Annotated in this window: 27 protein-coding genes; 21 read left to right on the top strand and 6 right to left on the bottom strand. The window is 58.0% G+C overall.

The annotated features are described in order from the left end of the window. The first annotated feature begins 121 nt into the window (after nucleotides 1-121). From glnK to BN1125_RS08940, 5 genes are all read left to right on the top strand, one after another. Entirely contained in the window at nucleotides 122-460 is a 339-nt protein-coding gene (glnK, locus tag BN1125_RS08960; protein ID WP_042011899.1) for a P-II family nitrogen regulator, read from the top strand. Between the two features lie 258 nt (nucleotides 461-718). Beyond that, entirely contained in the window at nucleotides 719-1,726 is a 1,008-nt protein-coding gene (locus BN1125_RS08955) for a Fe(3+) ABC transporter substrate-binding protein (protein WP_084202290.1), read from the top strand. A 39-nt stretch (nucleotides 1,727-1,765) separates the two neighbouring features. Then, nucleotides 1,766-3,391 (top strand): ABC transporter permease, encoded by a 1,626-nt coding sequence (locus BN1125_RS08950; protein ID WP_042011897.1) that lies wholly within the window; start codon nucleotides 1,766-1,768, stop codon nucleotides 3,389-3,391. Nucleotides 3,392-3,473: 82 nt separating this feature from the next. Then, nucleotides 3,474-4,508, top strand: coding sequence for an ABC transporter ATP-binding protein (locus BN1125_RS08945; RefSeq protein WP_042011895.1), 1,035 nt, complete (start codon nucleotides 3,474-3,476; stop codon nucleotides 4,506-4,508). Between the two features lie 103 nt (nucleotides 4,509-4,611). Continuing rightward, nucleotides 4,612-5,517, top strand: coding sequence for a Dyp-type peroxidase (locus tag BN1125_RS08940; RefSeq protein ID WP_042011894.1), 906 nt, complete (start codon nucleotides 4,612-4,614; stop codon nucleotides 5,515-5,517). Nucleotides 5,518-5,607: 90 nt separating this feature from the next. On the opposite strand, the gene argR is transcribed toward BN1125_RS08940, so the two are convergent. Next, nucleotides 5,608-6,078: a transcriptional regulator ArgR gene (argR, locus tag BN1125_RS08935; RefSeq protein WP_005340378.1), complete on the bottom strand. Its 471-nt coding sequence runs from the start codon at nucleotides 6,076-6,078 to the stop codon at nucleotides 5,608-5,610. A 201-nt stretch (nucleotides 6,079-6,279) separates the two neighbouring features. Between argR and BN1125_RS08930 the strand changes: the two genes are divergently transcribed. The 6 genes from BN1125_RS08930 to BN1125_RS08905 all read left to right on the top strand — a co-directional run bounded on the left by BN1125_RS08930 (nucleotide 6,280) and on the right by BN1125_RS08905 (nucleotide 11,239). After that, complete coding sequence (locus BN1125_RS08930) at nucleotides 6,280-7,020, top strand: ATP-binding cassette domain-containing protein (RefSeq protein ID WP_042011893.1); 741 nt, start codon at nucleotides 6,280-6,282, stop codon at nucleotides 7,018-7,020. 24 nt (nucleotides 7,021-7,044) lie between these two features. Next, nucleotides 7,045-7,782, top strand: a complete 738-nt coding sequence (locus BN1125_RS08925; RefSeq protein ID WP_042011892.1) for a transporter substrate-binding domain-containing protein — start codon at nucleotides 7,045-7,047, stop codon at nucleotides 7,780-7,782. A gap of 3 nt (nucleotides 7,783-7,785) precedes the next feature. Then, on the top strand, nucleotides 7,786-8,436 hold the full coding sequence (artQ, locus tag BN1125_RS08920; protein WP_042011891.1) for an arginine ABC transporter permease ArtQ: 651 nt from the start codon (nucleotides 7,786-7,788) through the stop codon (nucleotides 8,434-8,436). 3 nt (nucleotides 8,437-8,439) lie between these two features. Beyond that, the gene (gene artM / locus BN1125_RS08915) at nucleotides 8,440-9,102 is read left to right on the top strand and encodes an arginine ABC transporter permease ArtM (protein ID WP_042011890.1); all 663 of its coding nucleotides are present in this window, start codon (nucleotides 8,440-8,442) and stop codon (nucleotides 9,100-9,102) included. Nucleotides 9,103-9,323: 221 nt separating this feature from the next. After that, nucleotides 9,324-10,259 (top strand): malate dehydrogenase, encoded by a 936-nt coding sequence (gene mdh, locus BN1125_RS08910; protein WP_042011889.1) that lies wholly within the window; start codon nucleotides 9,324-9,326, stop codon nucleotides 10,257-10,259. Between the two features lie 395 nt (nucleotides 10,260-10,654). Next, entirely contained in the window at nucleotides 10,655-11,239 is a 585-nt protein-coding gene (locus tag BN1125_RS08905; RefSeq protein WP_208854231.1) for a tetratricopeptide repeat protein, read from the top strand. Nucleotides 11,240-11,339: 100 nt separating this feature from the next. Here BN1125_RS08905 and hmpA read toward each other — a convergent pair whose 3' ends face one another. Continuing rightward, nucleotides 11,340-12,533 carry an NO-inducible flavohemoprotein gene (hmpA, locus tag BN1125_RS08900; protein ID WP_042011887.1) on the bottom strand — a complete coding sequence of 398 codons (1,194 nt, stop codon included), beginning with the start codon at nucleotides 12,531-12,533 and terminating at the stop codon, nucleotides 11,340-11,342. Between the two features lie 111 nt (nucleotides 12,534-12,644). Between hmpA and BN1125_RS08895 the strand changes: the two genes are divergently transcribed. Then, the gene (locus tag BN1125_RS08895; protein ID WP_042011886.1) at nucleotides 12,645-13,115 is read left to right on the top strand and encodes an Rrf2 family transcriptional regulator; all 471 of its coding nucleotides are present in this window, start codon (nucleotides 12,645-12,647) and stop codon (nucleotides 13,113-13,115) included. 40 nt (nucleotides 13,116-13,155) lie between these two features. Here BN1125_RS08895 and BN1125_RS08890 read toward each other — a convergent pair whose 3' ends face one another. Both BN1125_RS08890 and BN1125_RS08885 read right to left on the bottom strand, forming a co-directional pair. Continuing rightward, complete coding sequence (locus BN1125_RS08890) at nucleotides 13,156-14,436, bottom strand: HlyC/CorC family transporter (protein ID WP_042011885.1); 1,281 nt, start codon at nucleotides 14,434-14,436, stop codon at nucleotides 13,156-13,158. Between the two features lie 43 nt (nucleotides 14,437-14,479). Beyond that, complete coding sequence (locus tag BN1125_RS08885) at nucleotides 14,480-15,268, bottom strand: cytochrome C assembly family protein (protein WP_042011883.1); 789 nt, start codon at nucleotides 15,266-15,268, stop codon at nucleotides 14,480-14,482. 203 nt (nucleotides 15,269-15,471) lie between these two features. Between BN1125_RS08885 and ffh the strand changes: the two genes are divergently transcribed. The 5 genes from ffh to rplS all read left to right on the top strand — a co-directional run bounded on the left by ffh (nucleotide 15,472) and on the right by rplS (nucleotide 18,984). Beyond that, complete coding sequence (gene ffh, locus BN1125_RS08880) at nucleotides 15,472-16,848, top strand: signal recognition particle protein (RefSeq protein WP_042011882.1); 1,377 nt, start codon at nucleotides 15,472-15,474, stop codon at nucleotides 16,846-16,848. A 177-nt stretch (nucleotides 16,849-17,025) separates the two neighbouring features. Beyond that, nucleotides 17,026-17,274: a 30S ribosomal protein S16 gene (gene rpsP / locus BN1125_RS08875; protein ID WP_042011881.1), complete on the top strand. Its 249-nt coding sequence runs from the start codon at nucleotides 17,026-17,028 to the stop codon at nucleotides 17,272-17,274. 24 nt (nucleotides 17,275-17,298) lie between these two features. Further along, complete coding sequence (gene rimM, locus BN1125_RS08870) at nucleotides 17,299-17,820, top strand: ribosome maturation factor RimM (RefSeq protein WP_042011880.1); 522 nt, start codon at nucleotides 17,299-17,301, stop codon at nucleotides 17,818-17,820. A 34-nt stretch (nucleotides 17,821-17,854) separates the two neighbouring features. After that, nucleotides 17,855-18,601, top strand: coding sequence for a tRNA (guanosine(37)-N1)-methyltransferase TrmD (trmD, locus tag BN1125_RS08865; protein ID WP_042011878.1), 747 nt, complete (start codon nucleotides 17,855-17,857; stop codon nucleotides 18,599-18,601). 35 nt (nucleotides 18,602-18,636) lie between these two features. Next, entirely contained in the window at nucleotides 18,637-18,984 is a 348-nt protein-coding gene (rplS, locus tag BN1125_RS08860; RefSeq protein ID WP_005313505.1) for a 50S ribosomal protein L19, read from the top strand. 101 nt (nucleotides 18,985-19,085) lie between these two features. Here the strand turns inward: rplS and BN1125_RS08855 are convergent, their stop codons facing one another. Both BN1125_RS08855 and mutH read right to left on the bottom strand, forming a co-directional pair. Further along, nucleotides 19,086-19,409, bottom strand: a complete 324-nt coding sequence (locus tag BN1125_RS08855; protein WP_042011876.1) for an isoamylase early set domain-containing protein — start codon at nucleotides 19,407-19,409, stop codon at nucleotides 19,086-19,088. Between the two features lie 80 nt (nucleotides 19,410-19,489). Then, nucleotides 19,490-20,164 carry a DNA mismatch repair endonuclease MutH gene (mutH, locus tag BN1125_RS08850; RefSeq protein WP_042011874.1) on the bottom strand — a complete coding sequence of 225 codons (675 nt, stop codon included), beginning with the start codon at nucleotides 20,162-20,164 and terminating at the stop codon, nucleotides 19,490-19,492. 733 nt (nucleotides 20,165-20,897) lie between these two features. Here mutH and rppH point away from each other — a divergent pair. The 4 genes from rppH (at nucleotide 20,898) to thyA (ending at nucleotide 25,411) form a co-directional block, all read left to right on the top strand. Then, nucleotides 20,898-21,425 carry an RNA pyrophosphohydrolase gene (rppH, locus tag BN1125_RS08840; RefSeq protein ID WP_084202289.1) on the top strand — a complete coding sequence of 176 codons (528 nt, stop codon included), beginning with the start codon at nucleotides 20,898-20,900 and terminating at the stop codon, nucleotides 21,423-21,425. Between the two features lie 20 nt (nucleotides 21,426-21,445). Continuing rightward, entirely contained in the window at nucleotides 21,446-23,725 is a 2,280-nt protein-coding gene (ptsP, locus tag BN1125_RS08835; protein ID WP_042011870.1) for a phosphoenolpyruvate--protein phosphotransferase, read from the top strand. A gap of 67 nt (nucleotides 23,726-23,792) precedes the next feature. Further along, on the top strand, nucleotides 23,793-24,617 hold the full coding sequence (gene lgt, locus BN1125_RS08830; RefSeq protein WP_042011869.1) for a prolipoprotein diacylglyceryl transferase: 825 nt from the start codon (nucleotides 23,793-23,795) through the stop codon (nucleotides 24,615-24,617). Next, a complete protein-coding gene (thyA, locus tag BN1125_RS08825) occupies nucleotides 24,617-25,411 on the top strand; it encodes a thymidylate synthase (RefSeq protein ID WP_042011868.1) in 795 nt (264 codons plus the stop codon). The genes lgt and thyA overlap by 1 nt, the downstream gene beginning before the upstream one ends. Nucleotides 25,412-25,438 lie beyond the last annotated feature (27 nt).

The following is a 25,438-nucleotide window of genomic DNA, read 5'->3' as shown; positions in this document are numbered from 1 at the left end:
GGGAAGTGCCTGACCAACGGTGCCGGCGTTAACATCTATCCATATGAAATAAAACAATAAAAATACTTGGCATAAGAATTGATTCCCGATTCATGACACACCATGGATTGGGAGCAACCAGATGAAGCTGATTAGTGCGATTATCAAACCGTTCAAGTTGGACGATGTCCGCGAGGCTATTGCCAACCTGGGGGTGGAAGGTCTGACCGTGTCCGAGGTCAAGGGATTTGGCCGCCAGAAGGGACACACAGAATTATACCGGGGAGCCGAGTATCAGGTCGACTTCCTGCCCAAAGTGAAGCTGGAGATTGCCACCGCCGATGATAACGTGGAAGGGGTGATCGAGGCGATCAGCAAGGCGGCCTACACCGGCAAGATCGGCGACGGCAAGATTTTTGTCTACGACTTGTTGCAAGCGGTGCGCATCCGTACTGGCGAGAGTGACGATGAAGCGCTGTGATGAGCCGTCTCCTTGATGTACAGATCAGCTGACCTCCCGATCACGGGGAGTCCTGATGAAATGAGCGCTCATTGAAGCCTTGTTAACATAACCTAGTGGTCAAAAGAGGCTGAATGGGATCCCATTCGGCCCTTTTCATTTATGGGGGAGTAAATATGTGATGTGGTGATAACGAGCTTGCTTGATCCACTCATAAAATATATGCAGAATGCAAACAGAAATCGTTATCACTCTATATATCTAATCAAGGAATGGATGATGAAAATGAAGATGTTGGCACTGGCTTTCTCTGCATTGGCGGCTCAATCGGCTTTTGCAGCCGGGGAAGTGAATGTCTACTCCAACCGCCAGGATGAGCTGATCAAGCCCATCATCCAGCAATTCGAGCAAGAGTCGGGTATCAAGGTCAATGTGGTGTTCGCCAAAGAGGGGTTGAACGAGCGTCTGGAACGGGAAGGCAAGCTCTCCCCGGCGGATCTGATGCTGACCGTCGACATCAGCCGGTTGACCGAGCTGGTGGACAAGGGCCTAGTGCAGCCGGTAGAGAGCAAGATCCTGCAGGAGAACATCCCCTCCATCTATCGTGATCCAGAGAACCGCTGGTTCGCCCTGACCACTCGCGTGCGCGCCATCTATTCCAGCAAGGAGCGCCTCGGCAAGCTGGGCTCCATCAGCTACGAAGATCTGGCAAAACCTGAATTCAAAGGGAAAATTTGTACTCGCAGCGGCAAGCATGAGTACAATGTGGCCCTGGTCTCCGCCATGATCGCTCATCACGGCATGGCGGATGCAAAAACCTGGCTGGAAGGGGTCAAGGCCAACCTGGCTCGCAAGCCGCAGGGCAACGACCGGGATCAGGTCAAGGCGATCAAGGATGGTATCTGTGATGTCTCCCTGGGCAACAGCTACTACCTGGGCGCCATGCTGAAGGATCCGGCGCAGAAGTCTTGGGCTGATGCTGTCTATATCAACTTCCCGAACCAGGGGGATCGCGGTGCCCACGTCAACGTGAGCGGCGTGGCCATGACCAAGTATGCCAAGAACAAAGAGGCCGCCCAGAAGCTGATGGAGTTCCTGGCCAGCGATACCGCCCAGCATATGTATGCTGACGTGAATGCCGAGTATCCGGTCAAGGCCGGGGTCGAGCCTTCCGCCATGGTCAAGTCCTGGGGCAGTTTCAAGTCTGACGCGCTACCGGTCAGCGATTACGCCAAGCACCGCAAGGATGCCTTGCAACTGCTGGATGAAGTGAAATTCGACTTGTAATCAGATGGGGCCGACGGCCCCATCAATATCTGTGGACACATGAAAAATTTTGGATGGATTACCGGCAGCTGGACCACCGCCCTGCTGCTGGCTTTGCCGGTGCTTGCCCTCGTCTTCTCTGCCTTTTCGGCTGACGGAGATCTGTTTCGCCATCTCGCCGATACGGTGCTTCCCGCTTATCTTGGCAATACTCTGTGGCTGGTTATCGGGGTGGTGCTGCTCAGCCTGCTGTTCGGCGTGCCCACCGCCTGGCTGGTGGCCATGTGTCAGGTGCCGGGGCGGCGTGCCCTGCAGTGGGCGCTGATGCTGCCCATGGCTATGCCCTCCTACATTGTGGCTTATGTCTACACGGATCTGCTCGACTACTCGGGCCCGCTGCAGGCGGGGCTGCGCGTCCTGTTTGACTGGCAATCCCCCGCCGATTACTGGTTTCCGGCCATTCGCTCGCTCGGTGGTGCCGCCTGGGTGCTGGCACTGGTGCTGTTTCCCTACGTCTATCTGCTGACTCGCGCCTCTTTTCTGGAGCAGTCGGTCAGCCTCATTCACTCCAGCCGTCTGCTGGGTTGTACCCCCTGGCAGAGTTTTCGCCGTCTCAGCCTGCCGCTGGCGCGCCCGGCCATCATGGTGGCGGTATCCCTGGTGGCCATGGAGACGCTGGCCGATTTTGCCACCGTCCACTTCTTTGCCATCAACACCCTGACCACGGCGGTCTACGACACCTGGCTCGGCTACGGCAGTTTGGCCACCGCCGCAAAGCTCTCCTGCCTGATGCTGCTGGCGGTAGTGCTGCTGATCGCGCTGGAGCGTCGCTCCCGCCTGCGCCAGCAGGTGTTCCAGAAGTCGATGGGTCACGAGCAGCCGCTGCGCTACCCGCTCAAGGGGGCGCGGCGTTGGCTGGCCGCGATCTGGTGCTGGGGGCTGGTGCTGGCCGGTTTCGGCCTGCCTTTCGTCATCCTGCTGGATTATGGAGTGCGCTACTTCGAACTCTCCTGGACGCCGGAGTTTGTCCGCTTCGCCGGCAACAGTCTGCTCATCTCGGTGCTGACTGCCCTGCTGGCCATGGGGATCGCCCTGCTGCTGGGCTTCTTCCGCCGCCTCGACGGTGGAGTTAAAAGCCTGCTGCCCCTGCGCATCGCCGCCATGGGCTACGCCATGCCGGGCACAGTGCTGGCTATCGGGGTGCTGGTGCCGCTGACGGCCCTCGATTTTGGTATCAACGATCTGGCCGAGTGGCTCGGCCATCAGGGCCCGGGCCTGCTGCTGACCGGCACCCTCACCGCCATCGTGTTCGGTTATCTGGTGCGTTTCGTGGCCATCGCCATCGGCTCGGTGGAGAGCAGCATGGGCAAGATCTCCCCCAGCCTCGACATGGCGGCCCGATCCTTGGGGCAGGGGGATGGCGGCATGCTGCGCAGGGTGCATTTGCCGCTGGTGCGCCGCGGCCTGTTTGCTGGTGCCATGCTGGTCTTTATCGAATCCATGAAGGAGTTGCCTGCCGCCCTGCTGCTGCGGCCGTTCAACTTCGATACCCTGGCGACCCATGTCTACCAGTTCGTCTCGGACGAGATGCTGGAACGGGGGGCCCTCGGCGCCATCGTCATCGTGCTGGTGGGGCTGTTGCCGCTGATCTGGGTCAACCGTAGTCTGGACACTCCGGGCCACTGAGTCGCCGCGTCGGTCAATGAAATTGCATGCGGTGTGCTGAACCGAAACGCAGCGCGCCGCCAGAAACGAGAGGAAGTCAGCCTTGTCCTGTTTGCAGGTTGAAAATGTCAACTGCCGTTACAACGGCCGCAATGTGCTGGAGCAGCTTTCCCTGACGGTGGCAGACAACGAGATCGTCTGCCTGTTGGGGGCGAGCGGTTGCGGCAAAACCACGCTGCTCAAGGCCATCGCAGGGCTGCTGCCGTTGTCTGAGGGCTCGATTCGCCTCGGCGATACCCTGCTCGACGGGCCGGGTGCCAGCGTGCCGCCCGAGGCGCGCAATATCGGGATGATCTTTCAGGATTACGCCCTCTTTCCCCACCTGACGGTGGCCGACAATGTTGGCTTTGGCCTGACCAAACTCGATCGCCGCGCCCGCCAGCAGCAGGTGGACGAGGCGCTGGCGCTGGTCAATCTGCAGGGGCTGGGGGATCGCTATCCGCACCAGCTCTCCGGTGGTCAGCAGCAGCGGGTGGCCATCGCCCGGGCGCTAGTGTGCAAGCCGCGATTGATGCTGCTGGATGAGCCCTTCTCCAACATCGATACCCAGGTACGGATGAAGCTGATCCTCGAGATCCGCGCCTTGCTCAAGCAGCAGGGGATCGGCGCCATCTTCGTCAGCCACAGCAAGGAGGAGGCGTTCGCCTTCGCCGATCGGCTGGCGCTGTTTCGCGCCGGTCACATCGAGCAGGTGGGCCAGCCTGAGCAGCTCTATCGCCGCCCGCAAAACCGCTTCGTGGCGGAGTTTCTCGGCGGGGTCAACTATCTGGCTGCCGAGGTGGTGGACAGCCACTGCGTGCAGACGGCGCTCGGGGTCATTTGTGGCAGCGAGCCTCATGGCCGCGCGGTGGGTGAGCAGTTACAGCTGATGCTCCGCCCTCAGCAACTGCTGCTGGAGAGCGCCGCAGATGGCGAGCTCAAGGTGGTGGAGCAGCAGTTCCTCGGCCACCACTGCCGGGTGCTGTTCGAGTGTGGCGAGCTGCAGCTGGAGGCTAGCATTGGCGAGCCCCTTGATGGGATGCGGGCACGGATCAAGGTTGCCCCCCATGGGCTGGTGTTGTTTGACCCTTTGCCCTGAACGCGTGATATCGTCGTGAAATCAAAGAACTGGATCCACTCTGGTTTATAATCGCGCAACGCAAATAGCCCGTAACGCTAACGCCTACTCAGGGGAGAGATATATGAAAGCCCAAGCCGGGATCTGCGCAGAGCCGAATCTGCACGCCCTCTATCTGATGTTCAATCGCACCGGCGATGCCGCCGAACTGGTCGGCCGTTTGGCCAAACTGCCCGCCCTGTGGCAGGCGGTCGCCGCCGATTTCCCCGATGCCGGTTTCAGCGGTCTGGTTGCCGTTGGCGCCGATGCCTGGGATGGTCTCTACCCTGCCGCCCGTCCGCCCCAGTTCCGCAGCTTTATGGCGCAATCCGCCAACGGTCAGGAAGCTCCCAACACCCCGTTTGATCTCTTTATTCAGCTGCGCGCCGATCGGGTGGATGTGCTGCACCACGCCGGTCACCGCGTGATGGCGCTGCTGGCCGGACTGGTCGAACTGGCCGAAGAGGTGCGCGGTTTCCGCAACCTGGATTGCCGTGACCTGACCGGTTTCGTCGATGGCACCGAGAATCCGCAGGATGAACACCGTGCCGAAGTGGCGCTGGTGGCCGATGGCGAGTTTGCCGGTGGCTCCTACATTCATGTCCAGCGCTGGGTACACGCCATGAGCGACTGGGAGAAGCTGGCGCAGAAAGAGCAGGAAGACATTATCGGTCGTACCAAGCCCGACAACATCGAGTATGAGTCTGCCGCCAAACCGCTGACCGCCCACATCAAGCGGGTCAACCTCAAGACGCCGAAAGGGGAGTCCATGGAGATCCTGCGCCAGAGCATGCCCTGGGGCACTATGACCGAGCAGGGGCTCTACTTCATCTCCTGCTGCCGCACTCCGCAGCACTTCAACGCCATGCTGGCCAGCATGTACAAGGGGGAGGGCAGTCACTTCGACCACCTGCTGCGCTTCACCAAGGCGGTGACCGGCGCCGCTTTCTTCGCCCCATCGGAGGGTTTTCTGATGGCGCAGGGCAAATAAGCCCGCCTAACGAAGCTGCAGAAAACAAAAATCCCGGCCTTGGCCGGGATTTTTCGTTCTGGCGTGACCGCGATGACGCGGTAGCGGCCATTACGGCGTCTGTTCGAACAGCTCGAGGGCGGAGAGGTAGAGCTCTTCGATATCGGTATCGCTGGTCGGGGTGATGAAGATGGTGTCATCACCGGCGATGGTGCCGAGGATCCCCTCTGCCTTGCCGAGGGAGTCGAGCAGGCGGGCGATCAGCTGGGCTGCGCCCGGGCTGGTGTGGATCACCACCAGTGCGCCGTTGTGATCGACGTCCAGTACCAGATTCTTGAGCGGGCTGGAGGTGGTGGGCACGCCCAGTTCCACCGGCAGGCAGTAGACCATCTCCATCTTGGCATTACGAGTGCGAACGGCGCCGAAGCGGCTCAGCATGCGCGATACCTTGGACTGGTTGATGTTCTCGAAGCCCAGCTCTTGCAGGGCGGTGACGATTTCTGCCTGGGAGCCAAAGCGCTCTTCTTTCAGCAAGGCTTTAAAGGCCTTGGCCAGTTTTTCTTGCTTGTCGTTGTGTTTCATCTTGGTCTCACGAATGAGGAGGTGTGGCGGCCTGTGCGATACAGGCGGCAGATACGAACAGCGGGGCCATTTTGCATTCATATGCCGTTTTTTGCAAGGAAGCGGCGCTTGTTCTGCATATTGATTCAAAAATGGCTTGCATCAACCTTTATTAGGGATAGAATTGGGATGAAATTTTGAAAACTTATTCAATTGGGCTGTATGGGTATTGAATTAATAGGTATCGAGAAGTCCTGGCACAAGGTGCCGGTTCTGCAACAGGTCAGCTTTCGGACATCCCCCGGTGAAACCTTGGTGTTGCTGGGCCAGAGCGGTGCTGGCAAGAGTTCCCTGCTACGGATGATGAACCTGCTGGATACCCCGGATGCGGGTGTTCTGCGGATTGGTGAAAGTGAATTTTCTTTCCCGAACTCCCTCTCTGCTGCCGAATTCAACCGCCAGTCCCAACTGCTGCGTCGCAAGGTGGGCATGGTGTTCCAGCAGTACAATCTCTGGCCACATCTCACTGTGATGGAGAATCTGATTGAAGCGCCGGTCAAGGTGCTCGGCATGAGCAAGGCCGCGGCCATGGAGAAGGGGGCCTATCTGCTGGCCCAGCTGCAACTGGCCGACAAGCGCGATGCCTGGCCCGCCCGTCTCTCTGGCGGTCAGCAGCAGCGGGTGGCCATTGCCCGTACTCTGATGATGGACCCGGAAGTGCTGCTGTTTGACGAGCCGACTGCCGCCCTCGATCCCGAGATCACCAAGGAGGTGGCCGAGATCATCCGCAACCTGAGCCAGACCGGCATTACCCAGGTGGTGGTGACCCACGAGGTCGACTTTGCCCGCAAGGTGGCCAGTCAGGTGATTTATCTGGAGAAGGGGCGGATCATCGAATCCGGCACCGCCGCCATTTTTCAATCCCCGCAAACCAGCCGGTTTGCCGAATTCTTGATGCATTGATATTGAATCCATAAGGAAGCTGTCATGAAAAAGAGTCTGTTGTTGGTTGCTGCCATGGGCCTGTTGAGTACCTCCATCATGGCCAAAGAGATCAAGTTCGCCACCGAGGCCACCTACGCGCCGTTCGAATACCTGGACGACAAGAACGAGTTTCAAGGGTTCGATATCGATCTGGCCCGTGCCATCTGCGAGCAGGCCAAGTTGGAGTGCAGCTTCCACAATCAGGCCTTTGACAGCTTGATCCCCAGCCTGAAATTCCGTCGCTATGATGCTGCCATCGCCGCCATGGACGTGACCCCGGAGCGCTCCGTGCAGGTCGATTTTTCCGATATCTACTACGAAAACTCGGCAGTATTCGTCGCCAAGAATGATGCTTTCAAGGGGCCGGAAGAGCTGGTCGACAAGACAGTCGGCGTGCAGAATGGTACCTCTCACCAGTCCTATCTGGTGGATAACTGGGTGAACAAGGGTCTGTTGACCGTGCCTTATGCCAGCTACCAGAGTGCCTTCCTCGACATGATGAACGGCCGTATTGATGGCGTGTTTGCCGATACCGCCGTTGCTGCCGACTGGCTGAAGCAGCACAAGGAGTATGCGGTGGTGGGGGCACCGGTGACTGATGCCAAGTACTTCGGTACCGGCTTTGGCATCGCGGTCGCCAAGGGCAATCAGGAGCTGCTGACCCAGCTGAACAAGGGACTGGCCGAGATCAAGGCCAACGGCACCTATCAGAAAATCTTCGACAAATACTTCGCGCAGTAAGCCATGTTGAGCCTGTTGTTGGATGCAGCCTGGATGACCCTCGGGCTGGCCTTGGCATCACTGGTCGGGGGCATGGTATTGGCACTGGCGTTCAGTGCCGCCGAGCTCAGCAAGCAGCGTGCATTGGTGTGGCCGGTGGCTACCCTGACTACGCTGATCCGTGGCCTGCCCGAGTTGCTGGTGGTGCTGTTCATCTACTTCGGCTCGACCCAGGTGCTGTTCCTCATCACCGGCGAGTATGTGGAGTTCAGCCCGTTTGCCTGTGGCGTGCTGGCGCTCTCCCTGCTGTTCGCCAGCTATGCGACCCAGACCCTGCGGGCGGCGCTCAATGCGGTGCCTGCCGGGCAACGATTAGCAGCACTGGCGCTGGGATTGAGCAAGAGCCACATCTTCTTTCGCATCGTGTTGCCGCAGGCGTGGCGTCATGCCCTGCCGGGCCTCGGCAACCAGTGGCTGGTATTGCTGAAAGACACCGCGCTGGTGTCGCTTATCGGGGTGAACGAGATGATGCGTCAGGCGCAGATGGCCTCGGCCAGTACCTATGAGCCGTTCACCTGGTATGCCGCCGCGGCCCTCATCTATCTGGCCATCAGTCTGGTGAGTGAATATGGCCTCGGGCTGGCTGCCCGCTACACCCGCCGCTACGGAGGCTAACTGATGCAAGAGTATCTCGTTACGTTGCTGGGCGGTCTTGTCACCACGCTGGAGCTGACCCTGTTCAGCCTGCTGCTGGGGATTGTGCTGGCGGCCCTGATGACCTGGGTGCTGGAGCTGCGCCTGCCGGTTGCGACCCAGCTGGTGCAGCTGTGGGTGCTGCTCTTTACCGGTACGCCGCTGCTCATTCAGATCTTCCTGATTTACTACGGGCCGGGTCAGTTCGAGTGGCTGAAAGCCAGCCCGCTCTGGCCGCTGCTCAAGCAGCCCTGGTTCTGCGCCGTGCTGGCGCTGGGGCTCAATACGGCGGCCTACTCCACCCGGTTGTTCAAGGGGGCGCTCGATGCCATCCCGGCCGGTGAGGTAGAGGCGTGTCGTGCGCTTGGTTTTAACGGCCGCCAAACCCTCTGGATGAAGGTACGCCACGCCGCCCGTCATCTGGTGCCTGCCTACTCCAACGAAGTGATCCTGGTGCTCAAGGGGAGTTCGCTGGCCAGTACCATCACCATCATGGACATCATGGGGTTGGCGCAGGGGCTGAATGCCCAGACCTACGATACCCTGGCGGTGTTCGGGGTGGCAGGCGGGCTTTATCTGGTGATGAACGGATTGTTAACAATTGGTTTTCGCTGGTGTGAAAAACGGGCGCTGGCATTTCAATCCTGAACCCCTCACAACCACCTCTTTATGGTAGGGGGAAGTGCAGAAAAACTGTGCTTCTCCTCCAACTTTTTGTATTTCCCTCCAATTTTTGCTCCCGCGTGTTTCGTGGCTCACATAACCCGTGACTGCAACTGTTATCAGATTGTTTTTTATGGGGGGATCCATTAAGGTTGGGCGCACAACAACGAACAACCTTAAACCTACGCTTAAACATGGAGTTGATCATGAAAGTTGCCGTTCTGGGTGCCGCTGGTGGCATCGGTCAAGCCCTCGCTCTGCTGTTGAAAAACCGCCTGCCGGCTGGCTCCGAGCTAAGCCTGTATGACATCGCCCCGGTCACCCCGGGTGTGGCCGTTGACCTCAGTCATATTCCTACCGATGTCGCCATCAAGGGCTTCTGCGGTGAAGATCCGACTCCTGCGCTGGTTGGGGCCGATGTGGTGCTGATCTCCGCCGGTGTGGCACGCAAGCCGGGGATGGATCGCTCCGACCTGTTCAATATCAACGCCGGTATCGTCAAGAACCTGGTAGAGAAGTGTGCGGCGACTTGTCCGAAAGCCTTGATCGGCATCATCACCAACCCGGTCAACACCACGGTTGCTATCGCCGCCGAAGTGCTGAAAAAAGCCGGTGTCTATGACAAGCGTCGCCTGTTCGGTGTCACCACCCTGGACGTGATCCGTGCCGAGACCTTCGTGGCCGCCGCCAAGGGCCTGAATGTCGACAACGTGCGTGTCAACGTGATCGGTGGCCACAGCGGCGTGACCATTCTGCCGCTGCTCTCCCAGGTTGAAGGGGCTTCCTTCACTGTCGAGGAAGTGGCTGCCATGACCAAGCGCATCCAGAATGCCGGCACCGAAGTGGTTGAAGCCAAGGCTGGTGGCGGCTCCGCAACCCTCTCGATGGGTCAGGCTGCTTGCCGTTTCGGTCTGTCGCTCATCAAGGGTCTGAAGGGCGAAGCCAACGTCATCGAGTGCGCCTACGTGGAAGGCAATGGCGAGCACGCCACTTTCTTCGCACAGCCGGTGCTGCTGGGCAAGAACGGTGTCGAGACCGTGCTGGACTATGGCAAGCTGAGTGCCTTCGAGCAAGACGCGATGGAAGGCATGCTGGCTACCCTGAAAGCCGATATTCAGCTGGGTGTCGATTTCGTCAAGTAAGCGGGTCAACCGTGCCAACAAGGGAGCTTCGGCTCCCTTTTGTATTGATGAGATCCGCCCGGCAGGCTAAGGGGATGGGGGTTGGTGCCGATAACAGAGTGCAGCAGGAGATCCTTATGATGAAACCCCTTACCCTTCTCGTTCTTGTCGGTGCATTCAGCGCGCCCCTCTATGGTGTCGAGGCAGTATCGGCTGCTGTATCGAGCGATGCGCCAGCGGTTAGTGCATCGACACCGACCGCAAGCAGTGCTGCGGTGGCAACGGCGCCTGTCTCTGCTGCTACGCCTACGCCCTCTGAGGCAGCCCCCGTCTTGCTCCCGGCCGAGCCGGTCACGCCGGTCGCCAGCAGTGGCGAGGGGGCCGCGCCGCTGCCAAAACCGGCGGAGCCAGCCGCTGTGGTTGCGCCTCCCGTGTCACTGGCCGCTGGCGAGTTGCAGGCGGTGCCGCTCTATCGGCAAGATGAACTGCTCAACTGGATTGAGCAGGGGCGCCACCTCACTCAGGTGAAGCAGGATCGCTGTCAGCTGACTCAGGATATCGAAGCGCGAGCTTCGGTGATGAAGATCCCGGCCTATCAATTCCTCTGGGGGGATATGCTGGCGTGGGGTGTCTGTACCAAACCCAATGCCGAGCTCGGGGTGCAATATATGTGGGAGGCGGCCAATCAGGGGTTGGCTCCTGCGCTGGAGCAGCTGGGCCGCTACTACTGGAAGGGAACCCTGGTGCAGAAGGATCTGGGGCGAGCCGAGACCCTGATGCGCGAGGCGGCCAGCCTCGGTTTCCTACGGGCCCGCATTGAGTGGGTCGAGATGCTGCTGCAGGGGATGGGCAGCCCGCTCGATTATGAGGATGCCTACCGCTGGCTCCACGGCTCCGTCATCGGTGACAAGGCGCTGCACCAGAAGGCGGCGAGTCTGCTCAGCCGTCTTGGCAACCGGATGCCGGCCAACGTGGTGGCTCGCGCCAAGGCGATGCACTGAGCCAAAAAAAGTGACCCACAGATCTGCACCTGTGGGTCCGGTTCCAGCCGCCGTGCCATGACAGGCCGGAACCTCCCTCTGTTATATGGCTGCCCGTGCCCTAGAGATCTTGGTGGGGGCCAAAAACTTCGTAATGGAGCTGCCCGGCTGGCACTCCAGCCGCCAGCAACTGCCGCTTGATCTCTTGCATGAAGCCGACGGGGCCACAGAAGTAGTAGTGAGCCTCTGGCGTGATGCGCTCCTGCACTGCATTCAGCTCCAGTGTGCCGGCCAGGTCGTAATCTTGACCCTGCACGTCATTGGCCTCCGGTTCCCGATACCAGACCCGGCTCAGTAAGTTGGGATGCTGGCGGGACTTGTGCTGAATATCCTCCCGGAAGGCGTGTACAGCGCCCTGTTCGCAGGCGTGCAGCCAGGTGATCTCGGCCTGATGGCCGCTCGCCAGCAGCTGGTTGAGCATGCTCATCATCGGCGTCACGCCGACACCGGCTGAGAGCAGTACAACCGGGGTATGGCTGTCGGCTTTCAGGTAGAAATCGCCGGTAGGGGGCATCACCTCGATCTTGTCACTCACCTGCAGGTGATCGTGCAGCAGGTTGGAGACCTGACCCTGCGGCTCACGCTTGACGCTGATGCGGTAATCCTGCCCGTTGGGGGCATCGGAGAGGGAGTATTGGCGGATCTCCTGATATTCCAGCTCGGGGTGAACCAGCTTGATGCTGAGGTATTGGCCCGGTTTGAAGGTCAGTACCGGCTTGCCATCTTCCGGCGTCAGCAGGAAGGAGGTGATGAGGGCGCTCTCGGCCCGCTTCTCCTTGATGATGAAGGTGCGGGTTCCTTGCCAGCCGCCATCCTGACTGGCCTTCTCTTGATAGATCTCCCGTTCGCGGCCGATGAAGATGTCTGCCAGCACGCCATACGCCTTGCCCCATGCCTCCAGCACCTCGTCGGTGACCGCACTTCCGCCCAATTCTTTGAGCGTGGCCAAGAGATGACTACCTACAATGTGATATTGTTCCGGCTGGATTAGGAATCCGGTATGTTTGTGCGCAATCCGCTCGACCGCACCGGCGAGCGCTCCCAGATTGTCGATATTCTTTGCATACGCGGCGACTGCATTGAACAGGGCCAGCGGCTGGCCGCCACTGCGTTGGTGGGCCAGGTTGAAGATATCTTTCAGCTCCGGGTTATGGCTGAACATCCGCTGGTAGAAATGCTGGGTGAGGGCAGGGCCTGCCGATTCGAGCAGCGGAATAGTGCTTTTGATGACGGCAACGGTGGTTTGATCTAGCATAGGGGCCTCGTTCTAATTGAACATATAAAATGTCATTTAATAAGTGGCATCCTAGATGTTTATTTGATTTGAATCAATACTCCACTTTTCGCATCGCGCTAATCAGGTTTTATGAGACTAACCAGTTATACAGATTTTGGATTGAGAGCCCTGCTCTATCTTGCCACCCTGCCGGCAGGGGAGTTGTCGAGCGTTGCCAAGGTATCGGCCCTGTATGGCGTTTCCCGCAACCACATGGTGAAGGTGGTCAATCAGCTGGTGAAGCTGGGCTATCTGCAATCCCAGCGTGGCAAGAATGGCGGTATTCGCATGGCTTGCGATCCCGCCACCATCAATATCGGGCAGGTGATCAGGGCGCTGGAAGGCAATCTGGATGGCATTGACTGCGGCTCGCCCGCTTGCCACATCGTCTCTGTCTGTCTGCTCAAGAGTGCGCTGAAAGAGGCGATGGATGCGTTTCTGGCGGTGATGGACAGCTATACGCTGCAAGACCTGCTGGCCAACCGTGACGAGCTACAGAGGGTGTTTGGCGAGTTGATCCCGACGCTGGTGCTGGAGCCGGATGATGAAGATGAACAGTGACGATGAGCAATAGAAAAGGGCTGCCACTGGCAGCCCTTTTTCAATCTTGCGGATCCGACTCCGCCTGATACGATGCCGGCATGATCCTTGCCATTTTTACCATGTTGTTCTCCACATCGAGGATTTCGATGGGATAACCGGCCAGCCGGATCCCGATATTGGGTTGGGGGATCTCCTCCAGATACTCGAGGATCAGGCCGTTGAGGGTGCGTGGACCGTCGATGGGCAGATGCCAGTTCATCTCCTTGTTCAGTTCGCGCACGCTGGCCGAGCCTTCCACCAGAAACGAGCCGTCTGGCTGGGGATGGATCTCGTCGCTCGGTGCTGGCGTCATGGAGGTGGTGAAGTCGCCTACTATCTCTTCCAGAATATCGTCCAGGGTGATCAGCCCCTGAATATCGCCATACTCATCGACAATCAGACCGATCCGCTCCTTGTTACGTTGGAATTTGGCCAGCTGTACGTTGAGCGGGGTCCCCTCCGGGATGAAGTAGATCTCGTCTGCTGCTCGCAACAGGCTCGATTTGTTGAACTGATCCTTGGCGATGAGTCGCAGGGCATCGCGGGCATGCAGAAAACCGACAACGTCGTCGATGTTGTCGCGATAGAGCAGGATCTTGGTGTGGGCGCAGTGGGCAAGCTGGCGCTGAATGCTCTTCCAGTCATCGTTGATGTCGATGGCGTAGATATCGCTGCGCGGCACCATGATGTCCTCGACCAGCATCTTGTCGAGATCCAGAATGCTGAGCAGCATCTCCTGATGGCGTTGGGGGATCAGGTTACCCGCCTCGTTGACGATGGTTCGCAGCTCCTCGGTGTTGAGGGAGTCATCCTTGTTGGGATTGATCTTCAGCAGCTTGAGCAGGCCGCTGGTGATGCCATTGATCAGCCAGACGAAGGGCGAGAGTGGCACCATGAGCCCCTTGAGGATCCAGGAGGCCGGATAGGCAATCTTTTCCGGGTACATGGCGGCCAGCGTCTTGGGTGTCACCTCACCAAAAATCAGCACTATGATGGTCAGGCCAAAGGTCGCGATGGCGACGCCGAGATCACCGAACAAGCGGATACAGACGATGGTAGCGATGGCGGAGGCGAGGATATTGACCAGATTATTGCCGATCAGGATGAGGCCCAGCAGTCGATCCGGTCGAGAGAGCATCTGTTCTACCCGGCGTGCAGCTTTGTGTTTTGTTTGTGCCAGATGCCGCAGCTTATAGCGGTTGATGGACATCAGGCCAGTTTCGGAACTGGAGAAAAAGGCGGATAAAAGGATCAAGATAACGAGAACAATCAGTAATGTGCTCGTTGCGATGCTGTCCAAAAAGGGCTCCTGTTGGATGGTGTGGTGAAAATTACGTTAAGGGTCAGCTCAGCAGCACTTCTTTGACAAAGCGGCTGCCAAAGTAGGCAAGGGTCAGGATGACGCTGCCGATCAGACTCAGTGTGATGACTTTGCGGCCGCGCCAGCCATAGGTGTGATGGCCCCATAAGAGCAGTACATAGACACACCAGGCCAGGATGGAGAGTACCGCCTTGTGGGATTTGCCCTGGGCAAACATATCTTCGAGGAAGAAGAGGCCGGAGGCGATGGAGAGGGTCAGCAACAATACGCCGACAGAGATGAGCTGGAACAGCCGTCTCTCCACGGTCATTAAGGGTGGCATGGCTGGCAGGTTGCTGATTTTTCTCGATTTAAGCTGCTTGGCCAGACAGGCGAGTTGCAGGGCAAACAGGCAGGCGATCATCAATACCGAGTAGGCCATCAGGGCGAGGCCGATGTGCAGCAACAGCTGGGGATGAGCCTCAAGATGGGTGATATAGCGGCCGGGAATGAGGGCACTGGCCGCTAGCAGCAGGGCCGAGAAGCTGTAGACCACCGGCAGCAGGATCCAGCCGTTGAAGCGGCGGGTGGCGCAGCTCATGAAGCAACTGATGATCAGGCTGACCAGCGAGGCGACGTTGAGCATGCTCAGGTTCTGGCCGGAACTCTGCAATACCTCCGAGCCGAGTGCGCTGGCGTGGGCGATCAGGGCCAGTCCGATACAGGCAAACAGGGGGCGCTGTCCCACCGGCTTGGCGCTCAGTAACAGATGCAGGGAGGCGATGATGGCCAGCAGATAGAACGCCAGGGCCAGAACAGAGATCACGATCATAACCAGGTCGTTGTTACACAAGCATTTAGAGATACAAGAGGGGCAGTATACCTTGCACAAGATGTGCTCGCCAGTTGTGCTGCCGCCGATCTGCCCATATATAGGGAGAAGGTACTTATTGCGGCGGTGCGGTGAATAATCGTCCTTGCGCCCGCTCTGGGTTATAATGCCCCCATTTATTACGCCAAGAACCGGAATCCGTCATGTTTGAGAATTTGACTGAACGACTCTCGCGCACCTTGCGCAATGTCAGTGGCCGCGGTCGCCTGACTGAAGAGAACATCAAGGAAACCCTGCGCGAAGTCCGCATGGCGCTGCTCGAGGCGGATGTCGCCCTGCCGGTGGTGCGTGATTTCGTTGCGCGTGTCAAAGAGCGTGCCGTCGGCCAGGAAGTGGCCAAGTCCCTGAGCCCGGGTCAGGCATTCATCAAGATTGTTCACGGTGAACTGGTCACCGTGATGGGGGAGGCCAACGAACAGCTCAATCTGGCTGCCCAGCCGCCCGCCATCATCCTGATGGCCGGTCTGCAGGGGGCCGGTAAGACTACCACCGTCGGCAAACTGGCCAAGTTGCTCAAGGAGCGCAGCAAGAAGAAGGTGCTGGTCGTCAGTGCCGACGTCTATCGCCCCGCGGCGATCAAGCAGCTGGAGACCCTGGCCTGCGATATCGGCGTAGACTTCTTCCCGAGCGATGCCAGCCAGAAACCGGTCGACATCGCCACCGCCGCCATCGATCAGGCGCGCAAGAAATTCTATGACGTGGTGATCGTCGATACCGCCGGTCGCCTGCACGTCGACAGCGACATGATGGCCGAGATCCAGCATCTGCATGCCACCATCAAGCCGGTCGAGACCCTGTTCGTGGTCGATGCCATGACCGGTCAGGATGCCGCCAACACCGCCAAGGCGTTCAACGAGGCGCTGCCGCTTACCGGTGTGATCCTCACCAAGGCGGACGGTGACGCGCGCGGTGGTGCCGCCCTCTCGGTGCGCCATATCACCGGCAAGCCGGTCAAGTTTATCGGTATGGGCGAGAAGACCGATGCGCTGGAGCCCTTCCACCCGGATCGCCTCGCCTCCCGTATCCTCGGCATGGGCGATGTGCTCTCCCTGATCGAGGAGGTCGAGCGCAACGTCGACAAAGAGAAGGCTGCCAAGCTGGCCAGCAAGGTCAAGAGTGGCAAGGGCTTCGATCTGGAGGACTTCCGCGAGCAGCTGGCCCAGATGCGCAACATGGGCGGCATGATGGGGATGCTCGACAAGCTGCCCGGCATGTCCGGTCTGCCGGATAACGTCAAAGATCAGATGGATGACAAGCTCACCGTGCGGATGGAGGCCATCATCAGCTCCATGACGCCCAAGGAGCGTGCCCATCCCGACCTCATCAAGGGATCGCGCAAACGCCGTATCGCCGCAGGCTCCGGCATGCAGGTGCAGGACGTGAACAAGTTGCTCAAACAGTTCACCGAGATGCAGCGCATGATGAAGAAGATGTCCGGCAAGGGCGGGATGCGCAAGATGATGAGCCAGATGAAGAATATGATGCCCCCCGGTTTCGGTGGCGGACGTGGTCCCTTCTGACGAGATTGTCTTGTCTATCAGGGTCTGCCATGGGCAGACCCTTTTCATTGCTGCCCTGCGCAAAAAATGGCTGCCTTGGTTGCAATTATTACGAATCCAAGTAGAATTATGCGGCTTATTTTAAGCTAGGGTCCGCGTGTTTGCGGGCCTTGTTCATTAGATGTTAATGAGGACGATATGGTAACCATTCGTTTACAACGTGGTGGCGCGAAAAAGCGTCCGTTCTACCAGGTAGTAGTTTCTGACAGCCGTTGCGCCCGTGACGGTCGCTTCATCGAGCGCGTTGGTTTCTTCAACCCGGTTGCTTCTGGTTCTGCCGAAAAGCTGAACCTGGACCTGGCTCGTATCGAGCATTGGGTTGCTACTGGTGCCGCTGTTTCTGACCGCGTTGCCAAGCTGATCAAAGACGCTAAAAAAGCTGCTTAATCAGCCAAACGGTAAGGAGTTAAGGTGGAAAAACCTGTAGTTCTGGGCACCCTGGGTACCGTTTACGGCATCAAGGGCTGGCTTAAAGTGAACTCCTTCACCGATGTTGCCGAAGCGATTTTCGATTACAACCCCTGGCTGATTCAGCAAAACGGGGTGTGGCGTGAACTCAAGGTTTCGGCCTGGAAGCGTCACAACAAGGGTCTGATCTGCAAACTCGATGGTATCGATGTGCGTGAGGATGCCCTGGCATTGACCAATGTCGAGATTGGCGTACCCGCCGATCTGTTGCCTGCGTTGCCTGAAGGTGAGTTCTACTGGCGTGACCTGATTGGTTGCTCCGTGATGACCACCAAGGGATACGACTTGGGCAAGGTGACCGAATTGATGGAAACCGGCTCCAACGATGTGTTGGTGGTTGAGGCCAATGTAAAAGATGCCTTTGGTGCAAAGGAGCGGTTGATTCCGTTTCTGGAAGAGCAGGTGATCAAGCATATTGATCTGACTGCTCGAACAATCGAAGTTGATTGGGATCCTGGTTTCTAGTTTCCCGCGCTAACACGGGTGCCGGAGGTTTCTTATGTGGATTGGGGTGATTAGCCTCTTCCCTGAAATGTTCCGAGCCATTACCGAGCACGGGGTAACGGGTCGGGCCGTCAAGAGTGGCCTGCTGCAGATTGAGTGCTGGAACCCCCGGGACTTTACCCACGACAAACACCGTACGGTCGATGATCGTCCTTATGGTGGTGGGCCCGGCATGTTAATGATGGTTCAGCCGCTGCGTGACGCGATTCATGCAGCCAAGCAAGCAGCGGGAGACGGGGTGAAAGTCATCTATCTCTCCCCTCAGGGACGCAAGCTGACTCAAGCGGGCGTAACCGAGTTGGCGACGAATCAGAAACTGATTCTGGTAGCCGGTCGATACGAAGGTATCGATGAACGCGTGATACAAACCGAAGTCGACGAAGAGTGGTCTATCGGGGATTACGTGTTAAGTGGTGGCGAGTTGCCTGCCATGACCCTGATCGATGCGGTTTCGCGTCTGGTCCCGGGGGTCTTGGGCGATCAGGCCAGTGCCGAGCAGGACTCCTTCACGGATGGCCTGCTGGATCATCCCCACTATACTCGGCCGGAGGTGTTGGATGGGCTGGCGGTGCCCGAGGCGCTGACAAGCGGCAATCACGAAGTGATTCGGCGCTGGCGTCTCAAGCAATCGCTCGGACGAACCTGGCAAAGAAGGCCGGAACTTATTAACAACCTAGCTCTGACTGACGAGCAAGAATCACTTCTTGCCGAGTATGTCCGCGAAGTGCGTGACAGCGTTTAGTAGAGTTTTCAGTTTATCCTAGGTAAGGAAAGACAATGAGCAAGATTATTCAACAGCTTGAACAAGAGCAACTGCGTACCGACATCCCGGCTTTTGCCCAGGGCGACACTGTACGTGTTCAAGTTCGTGTTAAAGAAGGTGGCAAAGAGCGTCTGCAGGCTTTCGAAGGCATCGTTATTGCCAAGCGTAACCGCGGTCTGCACTCTGCTTTCACCGTTCGCAAGATCTCCAACGGCGAAGGTGTTGAGCGTGTATTCCAGACTCACTCTCCGCTGATCCACAGTGTAGAACTGAAGCGTCGTGGTGATGTTCGCCGCGCCAAACTGTACTACCTGCGCAACCTGTCCGGTAAAGCTGCCCGTATCAAAGAGAAGCTCAACTAATTCGATTCGAATTGGTGCCGACACGTCGGCAAATAGCTCGACAGGTAGTGAAAAGGCTCGCCAATGGCGAGCCTTTTTTGTGTCTATTTTTCGGGGGGGCTCTATTGGATGACTCGCACTACCGAATTGTCGCGCCCGAAGGGCCCTGGCACATAGTCGTCCGCTTCCCAGTCATTCTCGTAGCGCGTTTCTCCTGCCGAAGTAATGAGTTGGTAGCAGTATTCGAAGTAACCCGGCCCATCGGTCGGCAGATTGAGGGTGGCCTTGAACTCGCCGCTTTTCATCCGTTTCAGCTCGACCGGCTGCCATTGACTGAACTCGCCTATCAGCATCACCTGCTGCGCACCTGCGGCCGCCTCTTTCTCTACGGCAAAGGTCACCTTGACCTCGGGTCTGGATTTCAGAAATTGCTTGGTCAGTGGCATGACGCCTCCCTATCTGTGAGTTAAAAATGGCTCCTGCCTATTTTTATATCACCATATGACAAAGATGTTGATAAGGCAGATCAAGCCGGCAAGGCAAAATAGCGTTGCAGCAGGCTGTGGGTGAAATCGATCTTGAGATAGAAGCCGCGGGGCAGGGTCATGATGGGTTGACCATCGCGGCCGATGGCACGAGTCAGCGCCTTGTTGTTGGCTGCCTTGGGCCGCAGTTGCATCACCTGGCCGTGGCGTGCGCTGATCTGCTCCACTTCCCCCAGCACTATCATGTCCATCAGTTCTTCCCAGTCCTGACGTAGTAGCCGGTCTTCCTCTTCATTCGGGCTCCACATCAATGGCATACCTACCCGCCGCTCGCCAACCGGGATCTCGCGGCTGCCTTCCACCGGGATCCAGAGTACCCGTGACAATTTGTTGCGCACGTTCGACTCCTCCCAGCGCTGGCCGCTGACGCCGATCAACGGGGCAACGCAGACGAAGGTGGTCTCCAGTGGCTTGCCTTGAGGATCGATGGGGATCGTCTTGAGCTCAATGCCCAGATCCGGGAAGTCTTGCTCAGGTTTGCTGCCAGCACTGGCCCCCAGTTGCAGTTCGATCAGCTGACCGACCCACCCCTTGTCCCGCCGCAGATCGTTGGGGACTGGCACACCGGCCTCGGCAGCCAGTTGCGCCAAGGTGAAGCCTGCCATGGCGTAGGCGCGGCTTAATAATTCCTGTTCGGATTGGGGATTGCTTGGCATGTTTGGCTCCATCTTGCTCGCCATATTCTAACAGGGGAGGATCCCGCGCAGGATCGTTGTTTTTATAACCGATCCTGAACGGATAAGATCAAACATGGATAATTTGAGTGCTAGATGTTCATCATTATGATTTTAAAGTACTTTATCTGTTTTATCGAGCAGTAAGCCAGATCAGGTTTGACCTCGAAATAGTTGTCCAAGGGTTTGTGCATGATGTTACACACAGTTATCCACAGAAATCTTGGATAAGTGGATGAAAGTGAGTGGAGTCGCTGATATGTTACAAAAAATTGTGAATGCCACCCCATTTTTACAGGGTTAATGGGGTAGATATTGTGCCACTCCTGTGGATAATTTCACCGTGGTGGATCTTTGAGCAGTTAAACTTGTTCACAATCTTAATCGTGGATCTGGCGCTGGGGGTGACATGGAGCCAGATCTGGTTTTTTCGATTCAAGCTTATGTATAATAAGGCTTTTTAATATTTAATATTACGTGGTGATGCGGAGGGGCACTTTTCACACACAGTTAAAAAGTACTGTATATACCCGTTTGCTAACAGCTTTATGCACAGTCTGGGTGGGCAACTTGGGGGATCGGATCCTTGGATTTGTTTATAAGTATGTTTGAAATTGAAAGTTATTCATGAAACAGGGGATTCACTCCTTGTTTGCTGCCACGGGGTGAATGTGGAACAATCTCCTTATAGATTCAGCCTTTATAAGGTGATCACGTGATTGATGGTGACGGATTTCGTCCCAATGTCGGTATCGTGATCTGTAACCGTGAAGGACAAGTGTTGTGGGCTAAACGCTATGGGCAGCACTCCTGGCAATTTCCGCAGGGGGGGGTTGATGATGGTGAAACGCCAGAGCAGGCCATGTATCGAGAGCTGTATGAGGAGATTGGCCTCAAGCCCGAGGATGTGACCATCATGGCCACCAGTCGCAACTGGCTAAAGTATCGTTTACCCAAACGCCTTGTCCGTTGGGACAGTTCACCGGTCTGTATTGGCCAAAAACAAAAATGGTTCCTGTTACAGCTGAATCCGGGTAGAGAGTCGCGGATCCAGTTCGGTTGTCATGGCCACCCTGAATTTGATGATTGGCGTTGGGTCAGTTTCTGGTACCCGGTGCGTCAGGTTGTCTCGTTCAAGCGGGAAGTGTACCGCCGGGTCATGAAAGAGTTTGCCCCGCTGGCGATGCCAGTGCCGGCAGTACAGGTCAATAAAAAGGATGGGCGGCGCAACCGCGCGCGCTAACGCTAAGGAGCACAGATTAGTTGTTAACGGAACTGAGACGTATCGTCGAGAGCATGGCCGAGGCCAATACCCTCGAGCAGGCCTTGCAGGCATTGGTGAGCCAGACCCGGCACGCCATGGCAGTGGACTGCTGCTCTGTGTATGTCTCGGAACCCGAGGTGCGTCGCTATCGGCTGGCTGCTACCGACGGGCTGGCGCCTTCCGCTGTCGGCAAGGTGACCCTGCCCTACGAGCAGGGCATCGTCGGTCTGGTGGGCCAGCGGGAAGAGCTGATCAACCTGGCCGATGCCCCCGCCCACCCCAGTTTCAAGTTCCTGCCCGATGTCGCCGAGGAGTCGTTCCGCTCTTTCCTCGGCGCCCCCATCATGCACCAGCGTCAGGTGGTCGGTATTCTGGTGGTGCAGCAGAAGGAGAGTCGCCGCTTCGATGAGGGGGAAGAGTCCTTCATGGTCACCCTGGCGGCGCAACTGGCGGCGCGTATAGCACAGGCACAGGCCAAGGGGTGGTTGCAGAAGACCGACTGGAGCAAGCCGCTGCGCGGCATTGCCGGAGCCAGTGGTATCGCCATTGCCAAGGCCTGGGTGTGGCGACCCCGCAAGGCGCTCTCGTCCATCACCCCGCGCAAGGATGAAGACCATGTCAGTCAGCTGGCGCGGCTGGAGCTGGCGGTGGAAGAGGTTCGTCACGATCTGGAAAGTCTGGCGCTGCGTTTTCGCGAGAGCTACAGCCAGGATTCGGTGGCGATCTTCGACATTTACCTCCATCTGCTGAACGATCCCGGCTACATCAAGCCCATTCGCAACAAGGTGAGCAAGGAGCACTGGACTGCGGTCTCGGCGGTCAAGCTCATCAGCGATCGCTTGATCGAGCAGTTCAAGGGGATGAAGGATCCCTACCTGCAGGAGCGCTCCACCGACGTGAAGGATATTGCCCAGCGGCTGATCAGTCGACTGGTGCAGAATGAACCGGAACATATCTCCATCGGCGAGCCGGTGGTGCTGGTTGCCGACGAGGTGACCGCTACTATTCTGGCGGAAGTGCCCCGCGAGTACCTGACCGGGGTGGTATCGCTCAAGGGGGGAACCAACTCCCACGCGGCCATTCTGGCCCGCGCCATGGGGGTGGCCGCTATCATGGGGGTCGATCTGCCCCTGGGCGACATAGGTGGTTGCATGCTGGTCGTCGATGGCTACAGCGGCGATCTCTTCATCGAACCCAATCAGGTGATCCTGACCGAGTATCGTCAGCTGCTGAGTGAAGAGCGGGCACTCGATACCTTGGTGCGCAGCGTCGACAACCTGCCATCCGAGACCGCCGATGGTACCCCCGTCTCCCTGCTGCTCAACGCCGGTCTCAGTGCCGATACCGAGATCTCCCTCAACCAGTTGGCGGATGGGGTAGGGCTCTATCGCACCGAGATCCCCTTCATGCTGCAGGACAGTTTCCCCTCGGAGTGGGAGCAGACTGCCCGCTATCGCGGCATTCTCGAGACCTACCGCAACCGGCCGGTCTGTATGCGTACGCTGGACGTGGGCGGTGACAAGCAGTTGCCCTATTTCCCCATCGTTGAGGAAAACCCCTTCCTTGGTTGGCGAGGGATCCGGCTTACCCTGGATCACCCCGAACTGTTTCTGGTGCAGCTCAAGGCGATGCTGCGGGCCAGCGAAGGGCTGGACAATCTCGCCGTCATGTTGCCGATGATCAGCAGTGTCAGCGAAATCAAAGCCTCTCGTCGTTTGCTGGATCAGGCGTGGCGGGAGGTGTCGGAAGAGGCGGCTAGCCGCGATGCGGTGATCCGCTACCCCAGCCTCGGGGTGATGATCGAGGTGCCTTCTGCTCTCTTTATCTTGCCGGAGATGGCGCCGCTCATCGACTTCTGGTCGGTGGGTAGTAACGACCTGACCCAGTACCTGCTGGCGGTAGATCGCAATAACTCCCGGGTTGCCAACATCTACGACGCCTTTCATCCTGCGGTGATCCGTGCCCTGCAGCAACTGGTCGATGCCTCCCACCGCTACCAGAAGCCTGTGTCAGTCTGTGGCGAACTGGCCGGTGATCCGGTCGGTGTGTTGCTGCTGCTGGCCATGGGCTATCGTCGCTTCAGTATGAACACCCACAACATCGCCCGGATCAAGTACGTGCTGCGCCAGTCCCGGCTGGATGAGTTGACCATCCTGTTGGCGGACGGCCTCAAGCACGACAATCCTCACATGTTGCGGGGCCTGTTTGCCCGCTATCTGGAGGAGCATGGTTTGGGCGGTTTGCTGCGAGCCGGTCACAAAGCGAAACAGAGTGATTGATAATCATGCCTTGTCCCTGCTGACGAATGATCGGAAAATGCGGCTTTTATTTTGACTGGGGCCGCATATGCAGCACGATGGATATTGGGTTTTCTCGCAGATTGATCCCGTAGCATTCAGTTTGGGACCACTATCGGTACGCTGGTATGGTCTCATGTACTTGTTTGGTTTCGCATTTGCCATGTGGCTTGCCAACCGTCGCGCCGATGCGCCGAACAGCGGCTGGACCCGCAACGAGGTGTCGGATCTGCTGTTTTACGGTTTCCTCGGGGTGATCCTCGGTGGCCGTGTCGGTTACGTGCTGTTCTATAACTTCGATCTCTTCCTGGCGGATCCCACCTACCTGTTCAAGATCTGGACCGGTGGCATGTCGTTCCACGGTGGCCTCATCGGGGTCATCACCGCCATGGTCTGGTTTGCCCACAAGACCAAGCGCCACTTCTTCACCGTGGCCGATTTTGTGGCACCGCTCATTCCGTTTGGTCTCGGCGTTGGCCGGATTGGCAACTTCCTCAACGGCGAGTTGTGGGGTCGGGTTACCGATGCGCCCTGGGCCATCATCTTCCCGGAGGCCGGCCCAGAGCCGCGTCATCCCTCCCAGCTCTACCAGTTCGCACTGGAAGGGGTGGTGCTGTTTATCATCCTCAACCTGTTCTGGCGCAAGCATCCGCCCCGTGGGGCCATCTCCGGCATGTTCCTGCTGTTCTACGGGCTGTTCCGCTTCCTGGTGGAGTTTGTGCGCCAGCCGGACAGCCAGCTGGGTCTCTACTTCCAGGAGATCAGCATGGGTCAGATCCTCTCCACCCCGATGATTATCGCCGGTGCCCTGATGATTTGGGCCGCCTACCAGCGTCCGCAGCTGTTCGGTAACGCAGCAAGGGAGGCAAAGTAATGAGAGCTTATCTCGACCTGATGCAGAAGATCCTCGATGAGGGCACCGTCAAGTCCGATCGTACCGGCACCGGTACCGTCTCCCTGTTCGGCCACCAGATGCGCTTCAATCTGGCGGAGGGCTTTCCGCTGGTGACCACCAAGAAGTGCCACTTGCGCTCCATCATTCATGAGCTGCTCTGGTTCCTCAACGGCGACACCAACACAGCCTATCTGAAAGAGCACGGTGTCAGCATCTGGGACGAGTGGGCCGACGAGCATGGCAATCTGGGGCCGGTTTACGGTGCTCAGTGGCGCTCCTGGCCGGCGGCTGATGGTGCCATCATCGACCAGATCCAGAAAGCGGTGGATGACATCAAGCACAACCCGGATTCGCGCCGCATCATCGTCTCCGCCTGGAACGTGGGCGAGCTGGACAAGATGGCGCTGGCCCCTTGCCACGCTTTCTTCCAGTTTTATGTGGCGGACGGCAAGCTCTCCTGCCAGCTCTACCAGCGCAGCTGCGATGTGTTCCTCGGCCTGCCGTTCAACATCGCCAGCTACGCCCTGCTGACCCACATGATGGCCCAGCAGTGCAATCTGGAAGTGGGTGACTTCGTCTGGACTGGCGGTGATGTGCATCTCTACTCCAACCACATGGAGCAGACTGCGCTGCAGCTCTCCCGCGAGCCGCGCCCGCTGCCGACCCTGGTGATCAAGCGCAAACCCGACTCCATCTTCGACTACCAGTTCGAGGATTTCGAGATCTTGGGTTATGACCCCCACCCCGGCATCAAGGCGCCCGTCGCCATCTGATAACAAGGCGCCTCAGGGCGCCTTTTT

It is taken from the genome of Aeromonas fluvialis (assembly GCF_000819885.1).
GTDB classification, from domain to species: domain Bacteria; phylum Pseudomonadota; class Gammaproteobacteria; order Enterobacterales; family Aeromonadaceae; genus Aeromonas; species Aeromonas fluvialis.
This window is presented reverse-complemented; position numbering and strand designations above follow the sequence as displayed.

What these genes read in the sequence shown, in the direction of transcription:
- argR (WP_005340378.1), bottom strand. Translation starts at nt 6,078, where the DNA reads ATGAAACACAACGACAAGCAAGAAAAACTGGCCAAGGCCTTTAAAGCC.
- BN1125_RS08950 (WP_042011897.1), top strand. Translation starts at nt 1,766, where the DNA reads ATGAAAAATTTTGGATGGATTACCGGCAGCTGGACCACCGCCCTGCTG.
- lgt (WP_042011869.1), top strand. Translation starts at nt 23,793, where the DNA reads ATGCAGCACGATGGATATTGGGTTTTCTCGCAGATTGATCCCGTAGCA.
- BN1125_RS08930 (WP_042011893.1), top strand. Translation starts at nt 6,280, where the DNA reads ATGGGTATTGAATTAATAGGTATCGAGAAGTCCTGGCACAAGGTGCCG.
- thyA (WP_042011868.1), top strand. Translation starts at nt 24,617, where the DNA reads ATGAGAGCTTATCTCGACCTGATGCAGAAGATCCTCGATGAGGGCACC.
- artM (WP_042011890.1), top strand. Translation starts at nt 8,440, where the DNA reads ATGCAAGAGTATCTCGTTACGTTGCTGGGCGGTCTTGTCACCACGCTG.
- BN1125_RS08855 (WP_042011876.1), bottom strand. Translation starts at nt 19,409, where the DNA reads ATGCCACTGACCAAGCAATTTCTGAAATCCAGACCCGAGGTCAAGGTG.
- artQ (WP_042011891.1), top strand. Translation starts at nt 7,786, where the DNA reads ATGTTGAGCCTGTTGTTGGATGCAGCCTGGATGACCCTCGGGCTGGCC.
- BN1125_RS08895 (WP_042011886.1), top strand. Translation starts at nt 12,645, where the DNA reads ATGAGACTAACCAGTTATACAGATTTTGGATTGAGAGCCCTGCTCTAT.
- mutH (WP_042011874.1), bottom strand. Translation starts at nt 20,164, where the DNA reads ATGCCAAGCAATCCCCAATCCGAACAGGAATTATTAAGCCGCGCCTAC.
- hmpA (WP_042011887.1), bottom strand. Translation starts at nt 12,533, where the DNA reads ATGCTAGATCAAACCACCGTTGCCGTCATCAAAAGCACTATTCCGCTG.
- ffh (WP_042011882.1), top strand. Translation starts at nt 15,472, where the DNA reads ATGTTTGAGAATTTGACTGAACGACTCTCGCGCACCTTGCGCAATGTC.
- rplS (WP_005313505.1), top strand. Translation starts at nt 18,637, where the DNA reads ATGAGCAAGATTATTCAACAGCTTGAACAAGAGCAACTGCGTACCGAC.
- BN1125_RS08940 (WP_042011894.1), top strand. Translation starts at nt 4,612, where the DNA reads ATGAAAGCCCAAGCCGGGATCTGCGCAGAGCCGAATCTGCACGCCCTC.
- BN1125_RS08885 (WP_042011883.1), bottom strand. Translation starts at nt 15,268, where the DNA reads ATGATCGTGATCTCTGTTCTGGCCCTGGCGTTCTATCTGCTGGCCATC.
- glnK (WP_042011899.1), top strand. Translation starts at nt 122, where the DNA reads ATGAAGCTGATTAGTGCGATTATCAAACCGTTCAAGTTGGACGATGTC.
- mdh (WP_042011889.1), top strand. Translation starts at nt 9,324, where the DNA reads ATGAAAGTTGCCGTTCTGGGTGCCGCTGGTGGCATCGGTCAAGCCCTC.
- trmD (WP_042011878.1), top strand. Translation starts at nt 17,855, where the DNA reads ATGTGGATTGGGGTGATTAGCCTCTTCCCTGAAATGTTCCGAGCCATT.
- rpsP (WP_042011881.1), top strand. Translation starts at nt 17,026, where the DNA reads ATGGTAACCATTCGTTTACAACGTGGTGGCGCGAAAAAGCGTCCGTTC.
- BN1125_RS08955 (WP_084202290.1), top strand. Translation starts at nt 719, where the DNA reads ATGAAAATGAAGATGTTGGCACTGGCTTTCTCTGCATTGGCGGCTCAA.
- BN1125_RS08925 (WP_042011892.1), top strand. Translation starts at nt 7,045, where the DNA reads ATGAAAAAGAGTCTGTTGTTGGTTGCTGCCATGGGCCTGTTGAGTACC.